Origin of the sequence: Microbulbifer sp. TYP-18 (genome assembly GCF_040932045.1) — a bacterium.
In the GTDB taxonomy this organism is placed as follows: domain Bacteria; phylum Pseudomonadota; class Gammaproteobacteria; order Pseudomonadales; family Cellvibrionaceae; genus Microbulbifer.
In genome coordinates, this window is record NZ_JBFRBC010000041.1 from 1 (window position 1) to 10,092 (window position 10,092).

Genomic DNA, 10,092 nt, shown 5'->3' on the forward strand with positions numbered 1-10,092 from the left:
GGAGTATCTGCGCTCCGTAACAGATCCCAAAGCCAGTCTTGAACGCATCCTCAGCGCCCCGGAAGTATCCGGGGTGTTTGTGCCCAATCCCTACTTTGATGTGCGCGAGCGTCTTATCCAGTACCTGTCACAGGTCTGAAGGCTAAAAAGTCTGAGGGATTGGGGGCGCCAAGATGACTTTTCTTGTTTCAATCACTGGTTTAGAATAAAAAGCTACAATGTAATTAAAATAATTGCTAGCCTATTTATTGTAGAAGAATTGTATTCACATCTTCACCATCTCCCCAACGCGTACATTCCCCACTTCCAGTAACTACCACAGTTTTTCCCGAAGCATAGGCAGTCAAGACCACCGATAATTGAGATTTGCCAGCCGTGGAATTTTCGTCTTTTATAATCCAGTAAGTATTTGTAGCGCAAGCAGGTTTACCCGTAGTTGTTCCGTGTATGGAAAAATAATGCAGCCCATCACTTGCTCTAACGGTGACCCCTGAAATTTGCCCCGTCTGTGTGCCAGCTTGAGCACCAAATGAAACTATCATCGCAGTAAGTAAGAAAATTTTTTTCATGCTTTTTGATCCAAATTCGAATGAGGGGTAAAAAGTTTGACGCTATGTATGTCGGAAATCAATAGATAGCTAAAAAAGCCTTCCGTGACTTTTTTGTATGAATACAATAGCTGCACTACTGGAGTTACAAGTGGGCGTGAGTCCGAAGGTTAAGTTTGTGCCCGATAGAAGTACAAAGGGTAGAGGTTCAGTTATTACATAAATCGCGCCGTACTGATTCTATTGTTAATAATAAATTATTTACTCAAATCGTATGGCATCAATCTCGCAGACACCAGTTGCCGATCTGGTCCACAAGCTATCATTGTAAACTTGGAAACGAACTCGTTTCTGACCCATGTATGCAGCCAAGAGAAATGAAGACATATTATTGTATCCGGGAGCAGAGAGCGAAAGTCACACTCCAGCTGGGCATTCATCTATGCCGGTATCAATCCATGCAATAATATCGGTTCCCTCCTTACCTTCAATCGCCCCAACATCATCATATGTAAACAATCTTTCTATTGTCACCATATCAGTAGTTACAACCTCTGTCTGTACCAGAGAGGATACAAGCAATACCAGAGCCAATAAAAATATCTTTTTCTTCACAATATGTATGCCTCTTTCGATCCTCGATTAGGATTTTAGTTAAGATGTTGTGATCTCATCATATTGTTAGTGAGTATGCGGATGGCTTCTATAAGTGGCTACAGGAGCTGAACCAGCTTTTGATTAGTGACAAGTATGCGCTGACAGAGAAATAAACGAGTGCGTCACAGAGCCGCCGACACAAGCTAGCTTAATACCTTTAGCTTGTCACTAAATGCCAAAAAGCTAGGTGGGTTAGATCCAGTTGAAGACTTTTAACTTCTGGAGTATTTTTCATCAATTTAGTATCTTTTCCCAAACTTTATACAACTTTTAGTGTTTTACCCTCCCAAATAACTCTCAGGAGGGGAAGCTCTCATGGAGCAAAGAGCGTCCACAGCGCAGATCTTATTCGATTTATTTTCTTTTGAAAATGAAAGATTTGCAAGAGATCATCCGAAGATACAAATCAAAAGACTTGTTTAATAATATTTATTTTCTGAGCAGAATAAAGCAAATCTGATAAACAATTAATTTAATGAGAATCGAAAATCCTACATTCACAAATTGGTTTTAACGTTAATATAGTCGCTTTATCTATCAGCATAGAGAATCAATGAGGAGGCGAATTAACGCTATCCCTATAGTTAAAGCCAATACTATTTGATAGCACTCAAGGCTAAAGTATTGCTTGACATATAGGATGGCTTCTATAGAATATGGAAAAGTATATTGGGTAACTATTTTTTGCGCTTGGGTAGATATAAGATTTGTTTGGGATTTCCGTCTGGGTAACCACTCCCTTATAAAAAGATTGGGCCAATAACAAAAAGATTCTTAAATCGAATCAAGTTTTGTATAAAGGATAATGATGTCATGAAAATATGGCTAAAACTCAGCCTGTGGGTTCTTTTGTGCGTGAGTGGAACGACACTGGCTACACAAATTATCCCTGCTTCCCAGCATGACCCGGAAATTCAATTGGTTCCAAGCGCAGAAGAAATCGGTGCAGATAATCTTATTATCAGACCTCCCAATAGTGCAGGGATTTCAGTTAACCGGTTTTCTACGTTTTTGGTATCCAATAAATCTCTCAGGATACTGAATCTTCCTGAACTTTCGGGATCAGGGGTTACACCAGCCAAGTTGGTCGTTATTCATTCAGGTAGCCTATCTCTGGCCAATAGTATCGAGTTGGTCGGGGAGCCCGCCGATATCCTCTTTATTACCGACAGTACCAGTGCCTCGATTTCCTGTTCTGGATGTAGTTTTAGTAACTTCCAGCGCATTGCACTGGCGGCCGGTAAATTGGATCAAACTCTTGCAGATGACGCTGGCAGTATTGGTGAAATACAACTCTCCGGTACTGTCAATATCTCCCAGTTATCCGCCCCAGGAGCCTTGTCAATCGATACTTTCGGGCGTTATATGGTTCTTAATGGTGAGATCAATACTCATCAAAATGCTTCTCGGACAGGTGATGGTGACTACGTCAGTGATGTTTCTGGTCGCCATAAAATTGGCGGCGGTTCTGTCAACCTGTATTTGGGAAATTACGAATTAGAGTTCGAATCCGGGCGGATTACACAGATACCCAATGTGGCTCAGCCTTCTACCTCAATACCGTTGAATGGTTCCATTCGCTCCACTACTGTAACGGCCACCATGGCAAATGCGTGGTATAGAATAGAAACAGATATCGATACGAGTAGTGACCTTGTTTTTTCAACTAACTATCGCAATACACCTGTAATCAATGAAGAGTCGATCCTGATTCAAAGTTTTAGTTCACCGCTGGTAGTTAATTCTCGGTTGGAATCGGACAATAGCGTTACATTGCAATCCTATGACAGCATGATCCTTGGGAGCAGTGCAGAGGTAACTGCCCACACTCTATCAGCCATTGCGAAAAATCAAATTATCAATGATGCTAAGGTCTTAACCACTAAAGCTGAAATTGCCGCAAATGACCTTTTTAATAAGGGTCAGATAGAAGGGTTGGCTGGTGTAGACATTTCAGTAGATGGCAATTTATTGAATTCCTTCGGTGGTATAATTCAAGGGAATCTAGTTAATCTCGAATCAAAACAGGGGTTAATTCGCAACGGCTCCAGAACACCATTTTTGAGCGAATATAATCAATACAACAATTTGTTGAGTTGGGATATAGACAATATTAGTGCCGCTGAGCTGGGTACTTTTTATGCGCTTGGGCTGGCGGAAAATGAAGCCCAAGGAAAGCAGAAGGCCAGCTCTCTTTCTGCAAGTGTCTTATCAAGTCAGTTAAAAATAAAAGCTAAGGCGTTTGAAAATATAAACCCTTATTATGTTTACAGGGCTCCAGAGGAAGATTGGTCCAATGGAATTCCACTTAATGCAGCTCTGGCCAATCAAGTCATGGTGTCTGCGGAAACTCAGCTTTTTATTAAGGCTGATAATTATGTGGTTAATTCTTCAGCAGTAATGCGACTTAATCAGCTAGGTGCAGTTTTTATTGATACCAGCCTGCTAAGCAATGAGCGTTATCGATCGCAGATACTTATCGAACAAGAATCAGGGCAGTGGACGGAAAATTTTTATTATTATTCTCCGCCGGGGTTAATTCATACTTTCGGCGATTTCAATCTTAAAGCCACCACCGGTTTTATTAATAATACCGCGTTTTTCGAGGTATTTGGTAACGCTACCCTTGATACACCTACACTCAAAGAGCTAGGTGTAGCCATTTCCCAAGCCTCCTATGAAACCTACAGTACTGTTTACCAAACATGCTTGGTGAAATTTGCAAATGGCTATTGTGCTGAACCAGGTGAGCCTAATGTGGTGGAGACTACAGTTGTGCGGGTCAATCAAGATGAAAAGGAGTCTCTTTTTCATGTGGAAGGAAACTTTGTCGGCCCACAAACTACGGTAAATTTTTCAAAACATGATCCTATCGCCTATTACCAAAATCTTGCGTTAGCAGATTATAAATCCAGAGAATATTACGCGCCCTACAGTGGGCAAACAAGTTACAACGATGATGGAATTCCCTATTACACATATTATGAGGATACAGCGCAAGATGAAGTGGTTATTAGGCGCAATACTTGCAGTCCACTTCCCAATGACCCGGTAGATGTGGGCTGTGTATCATCAGAGGTTAAAAGCGAGTCGATTATCGATATTGTTTTAGCGTATGTAGAAAAAATTAAAAATGCCGTACTAAGTTTCTTCGATGAAGAATTCAACTGGTGGGACTAGGGATTAAGGAAGCATGAAAATGAAAGCTAAAAGCAAGATCGAAAAATCCAGTTGCACCAGTTGGCAACGAATTGTTGCCTCAGTAGTGACCTTTGTCTTCACAATACAATTGTGTATGCCAGCAATTGCCGGCGCCACTAGTATTTTGGAATCTTCCCTCATAGAAGCTGAACTGAATACAAATTACTTGTTTCAGCGGGAAAGTAGTAGTGATTATCAATTTAAATCCGCTGACTATCTCGATACCAATGCCCATCAACAAGATGTTAATATCGAGACTTTTTTTGAACGCTTAAAGCAAACCAGTAAGGAAAATTTACCGCCGCCGATAATGATTCCGATTGGGGTGGGTGATATTACAGTTATATTGCCTCACTATCCGTTGACCAAGCGAGTTGGAACCAATTTTGTTCAGAGCCGTTATATTCGCTCGCAAGTGTACGCACAACTCGGTCGGAATCTAATCAATACGCAAGTTTATGGTGCCGAGCAGGAACAAATAAGTAAGCTATATGACAATGCATACAATTACGCGTTGGCTTCAGGAAAATTATTCGGTACCTCTCTTGGGCTTACAGCTGCCCAAATCCCTTCCGATATGGTCTGGCCAGAAATACGCTATATCAATGGTGAAGATGTTCTGGTTCCAATTCTTTATTTAAAATCTTCCACTATAACGGCACAAAAAGTTACTGGAGATGAAAACGAGTTTGGCGGTAACTCCATCACTCTCGCTGGCCTGCAAATTGACAATTCTGACGTCACATTTCGCCGGAATGCATTTCTACAAGTGGCGGGGAACCTGATTAATAACCAAGGTAACTTAATTGCTGAAGGCGATCTTCAAATTATCGCGGGGGGCGCTCTCCGCAATATCTCCGGGATTATTTCCAGTGAAGGTGACTTGGTAATTGGTGCGCATTCCATTGAGAATCGTACCATTGTTCATCGATACGACTTGGGAACCTTGCAGTCGGAACGATTTGGACCAATTGCAGAAATCAATGCACAAGGCGATATTTTCTTTAAGACCAGTAGCGATATTATCCTGTTGGGCTCAGTGGTTTCTGCTGGAGAAACCATACGGTTCGAGGCGGGTGGCGATATTTATATCGGCAGCCAGCAGATTACTAATCAAGCAGAAGGGTCTTCTGGAAGCATATCCTATCAGCGTTCAACAGTCTCTCATCTGGCTTCTAAGGTTTCCGCCAGTGATACCATAGCGATGATCGCGCAGGGAAATATCCTGATTGATGCCTCAGAAATTGTTAGTGATAACGGACATATTGAGCTGTTGGCAGGCCTTGGTATTACTGTAGAAGACAATTTGGATGTAACCCAATCTTACAGAAAAGGAAAATACGGTAAACGCAAAATTGAGGAATCCGTATATCAAACGGTAGCGATCCGCTCAATTCTAGATGCCGGTAAAGGTATCCGTTTACATAGTAATTTTGGAGATATTACTTTAAGAGCTGTAGACATTACCAGCCACGAAGGTACAGAAGTAAAGGCTACCGGTGGTGGCATTAATTTGTTAATGACAACTGAAACTGATCACTATAGTTACAGTTCCATTAAGAAAGGCCTCTTCACTGTATCTACGGAAAACCGCGGGCATGTAATTGAAACTGGTGTCACCAATTCCATAGTCGGTGGCTTGGCAGTAGAGGCGTTGAGCGGCGTAAATGTTGAGTACGAAGGTGATTCATCTCTAACGATGGACCAGCAGATTTCCAAGTTGGCCCAAATGGAGGGTTTGGAATGGATGGCCGACGTCAGGACAAATACTCCTGATGTGGATTGGACGGCTATAGAGCTGAAATACGAAGAGTGGAACGAGTCAAGGACAAGTATTTCGCCTGCCTTTGCGGCGGTTATTTCAGTTGCAATGGCGATAGCGACTAGTGGTGCAAGCGCCGGTTGGTTCGAAGCGGCAATCAGTGCCGGGTTGGCAAGCCTGGAAAGTCAGCTGGTTATTAGTCTAGCCAACGGTATTGTTAATGGTGACATCCCTGGCGCCATGGAAGACCTTGCGTCTACTGAAACTCTCAAGAGTATTGGCGTTGCGATGGTAACTGCAGGTGCTGTCAAAGCGATAGACGTTAAATTCTTTGGAGCGGATACTAATGCTATTGCAGAAGGTAAAGCTGCGAGTGAGGCAGTACTTGCGATAGATCCAACCAATATAGTCGGAGCTGACCAAGCTTTTCAATTGGCGTTTGATGCTGCAATACAGGAATCTACCTTAACTATAGCGCAACAATCTGCGCAAGCCGTTACACATGCTGCAGTGCGAGCCGGCCTGGAATCTGCGGTCTATGACTTAGACTTTAAGGATTCGTTTGTCCAATCTTTAGCACAGCAGGGCATCGATATTCTTGGGCAGCATATGGCTGAGAAAATTGGTGCTGCTTTTGACCACAATCCTCAAGGATCTCCTAATCCTCTTGATACAGCTTTGAAGTATATATTTCATGCAGGAGCTGGATGTGCGATCGGGGTAGCAACTGCTGAGAATTCAGGTGAGCAAAACTCCTCCGATGGTTGTGCCACTGGAGCTTTTGGAGCGGTTGTAGGCGAATTCGTTGGAAGCGTATATGAAGAGCGGACCCAATCCGAGGTAGAAGAAGCAACGGTTGCAATGGAGCAATTGTTGATTGATTTTGAGGGAGATATTGATCAACTTGTGCAGCGCGGTTATAGCAACCTTCAAATCAAGGAACTTCTGCGAGCCGATTATGGTTTGGGTGCCCTTGAGGAAAGAGTTGATCATTTAAAACAACAGGGGGTTAATCTAGCAAGATTCTCTGCCGCCCTTGGAGCATTTGCGGCAGGAGCTGAAGCCTCAGGAATAAATATTGCGGCCGACACCGGTGCTAATGCTGCGGAAAATAATGCATTATTTTTAATAGCACTTGCTCCTCTTTTGCTAAAAGCAATTGATGCAGCAATAATTGGCTATGACCTTTACCAGATATACAAAGTTTACGAAGAGCAAGGTGAGGAGGCCGGTGAAGCAGCATTAGCAAACTATTTGCTTGAAAGTGCTGGTGCGAAACTTTTGGAAAGCTTGTTTCCTGGAGGAAAAATAGCCGGGAAGATCTATTCTAAGATAGAGCACAATGAACTGGTTCAGGCAATAAGACAACTGGGAGCGAATTCTGCTGATAGTTTTCTGAATTTAATCCAGGCTAATACTGGGTCACTAGGTGATTCAGTTGTAAAGTATGTTAATAGACGGAAACTGAAGGATTCACCTGATATAACCTATAACGGTGGTCATGTTCCTACTCAACACAAGATCTTAAAAGTTAGCGATAAATATAGTTTTGATGGAGATATAATTATAGGTCCAAATAACGGCAGATATCGAGATTCTGGTGTCTTGTACAATGGTCGACCCGTGTTAGAAAGAGCTGACGGTAATGGGGGGTATTTTGTTCTAGATGAAAACGGGTTGCAGCACCCAATATCTTCTCCATTCAGCTCCACTATCGTTGAAAGACGTATTTATCACGAGGAAAAAGTTAACGATATTGTAGACAGTATTGGAGATAGTGATGGACTTATCGTGCAAAAAGAGGTTTCTATTCAATACGACAACCTCGGCCACCCCGATCATGGAACTTTGGCGCGGGCTGATTTATCCATTACTGGCGGAATGCCTGGAAAGACCATTGATATCCCCGAAGGTTTTGAACTCTATGATTTAGATGGAAATCGAGTGACCGGTGGGATTCAGTTAGATACAAATGGGCAGGCCATCTTGGAAGTTAAGACAGGTAATGCCACCTTGACAGGGAATCAAAAGACTGTTTATAGTGCGTGCCAACTGGGTCAGGCTAGCGCATGTGGTAATAACGCAACTTTTGCCGAATTTAAGGATGAGATTGTGCCAACTAGCGTTTATGTTCTTAGGCCAACGGAGGGTTAAATGTCATTCAAAGCTAGTATTGTTAATGCCGCTAAATTAAAGGCAGATGAGTATGACCAATGGGAATTTAAACGGAATTCTTACAAGTATAAACCAGCTGACTTTTGTGAATTTCTTATAGAGCCATTGTGGACATTTCGTTCATTGCCATCGGTATCGTTACAGCCGGTGGTAGGAGTACTTGTCCCTGAGGTGGAGAAGATATGGACTCAAGTCTCCGGCTTGAAGAAAGGCCCCTGTAGTTTTTTTTCTGGAGTGAAAAGAGCTGACAATCTTAAATTACGATATCGACCGAGCTTTTATCAAAAGGATTATGGTAGTGAAGAATTGGCTGTAGCAGCAGTCATGGAAGCATTTGATTATATATTATCCTATGGAACAAATTATATTAATAGTCAATATGATACGAGCTCTAAGGAAACATTCCTTGAAAGTATCGAACAAGTAACGCGAGGCAATATGGCAGAAAAATATTGTATTGTTAGAGGCCTGTTGGGTGATTTGGATTACGTTAATAAATTTTATAAGGATGAGATTGATCCCGGCGCTCCAAAGAGTTTTAAGACCACAAAAAATATTCTCGATTATTTTTCTTAAACAATGAAAGTGTTTAAACTTTGTGTTGCCCAACTACTCTTAGAGACCAGTAAAAGATTAAATTACAATACCTGATGTAATTCTTCTATACGAATCGGGTGGCTGATTTCGATAAAGCGAGATCAGCCGCTATATCCCGGAGTTTTGCCTCCATGGTATTCATTCACTAGGCCGATTCCTTCGAAAGTAGAAATGGAGATTACAAACTACACCTGAATAGTTGGGCGGCTCATTGGCCGGCTTTTGTCACATGGAAGTAAAGGTTGTAACATTCTTTTGGCTAGCCTTTTATACTAGGGGAGAAGGCACTTTGGCCTTCATTAACTTAAAGGGGACAAAATGTATAGAATAGTATGCTTGATGCTTTTGTTGACAGCAGTACCTGCACAGGCAATTAGTGAATATGATTTGACAATAGGTGTGTTGGGAGCGCAGGGGAATAATGTATATTTCGAAACAATAGAGGATCGATCGGTTACCTGCCTTCATCAGAAACTATATATCGATATAACATCTGACTTTGGCAAATCTGCACATAGTAATTTGTTATTTGCGAAATCTACCAACAGGAAGCTTTCAAGAGTAGATTACGATCAAACAAGTGAAGGACAGTGTGTTGTAGCTTTGATCGAAGTTGAAGATTGAGTAACAGGAATTACTCATTAGCCATTCCAGTCAGGTGGGCCTAGAAGTTTCTGATCTCCTTCGATCACTATGGGAGGAGGAGAGCAAGGATCAGTGTTCTCATGAGGGAAGGATACATGAGTCTAGTCTTTGATTTTTTAATCACCTGGCCGTGTACGAAAAATTTCAAATCTACGTAAAAGCAGTAATAAACATACTGTATATGTATACACCATTTTGTACACAAATTCTTTCAATCTGTTGTTTTAAATGAAAATAAAAGCTTATTGTGGCTCCTGAGGTCGCGGGTTCGATCCCCGTCAGCCACCCCAATATTCCCCAATTAAATCAAAGACTTACGAATCCTGCTCAGTGCGGGTTTTTTCGTTTTGGGGATTTGAGGGGTAATTCGTAGGGGTAATTTTCGTACACATCGCTCATCTCGCCCTCTCTGAACTGTATATGTATCCAGCATTTATTTAGGATCTTTAGGCGCCTTTTCCTTCTTTTTGATCCTTGCCTTGTCCAGTGAAAGCACCCGATCAGGTG

6 protein-coding genes are annotated in these 10,092 nt (G+C 42.0%); 4 read left to right on the plus strand and 2 right to left on the minus strand.

What is annotated here, in order from left to right; translation table 11 throughout:
* Positions 1-245: 245 nt before the first annotated feature.
* Together ABVT36_RS18070 and ABVT36_RS18075 are read right to left on the minus strand one after the other, a co-directional pair.
* Positions 246-569, minus strand: a complete 324-nt coding sequence (locus ABVT36_RS18070; protein WP_368457805.1) for a hypothetical protein — start codon at positions 567-569, stop codon at positions 246-248.
* Between the two features lie 396 nt (positions 570-965).
* The gene (locus tag ABVT36_RS18075) at positions 966-1,163 is read right to left on the minus strand and encodes a hypothetical protein (RefSeq protein ID WP_368457806.1); all 198 of its coding nucleotides are present in this window, start codon (positions 1,161-1,163) and stop codon (positions 966-968) included.
* 855 nt (positions 1,164-2,018) lie between these two features.
* Here ABVT36_RS18075 and ABVT36_RS18080 point away from each other — a divergent pair.
* The 4 genes from ABVT36_RS18080 to ABVT36_RS18095 all read left to right on the plus strand — a co-directional run bounded on the left by ABVT36_RS18080 (position 2,019) and on the right by ABVT36_RS18095 (position 9,564).
* Positions 2,019-4,385 (plus strand): hypothetical protein, encoded by a 2,367-nt coding sequence (locus ABVT36_RS18080; protein WP_368457807.1) that lies wholly within the window; start codon positions 2,019-2,021, stop codon positions 4,383-4,385.
* A gap of 19 nt (positions 4,386-4,404) precedes the next feature.
* Entirely contained in the window at positions 4,405-8,322 is a 3,918-nt protein-coding gene (locus ABVT36_RS18085; protein WP_368457808.1) for a DUF637 domain-containing protein, read from the plus strand.
* Positions 8,323-8,919, plus strand: a complete 597-nt coding sequence (locus tag ABVT36_RS18090) for a hypothetical protein (protein WP_368457809.1) — start codon at positions 8,323-8,325, stop codon at positions 8,917-8,919.
* A 339-nt stretch (positions 8,920-9,258) separates the two neighbouring features.
* Entirely contained in the window at positions 9,259-9,564 is a 306-nt protein-coding gene (locus tag ABVT36_RS18095; RefSeq protein WP_368457810.1) for a hypothetical protein, read from the plus strand.
* Positions 9,565-10,092: the final 528 nt, after the last annotated feature.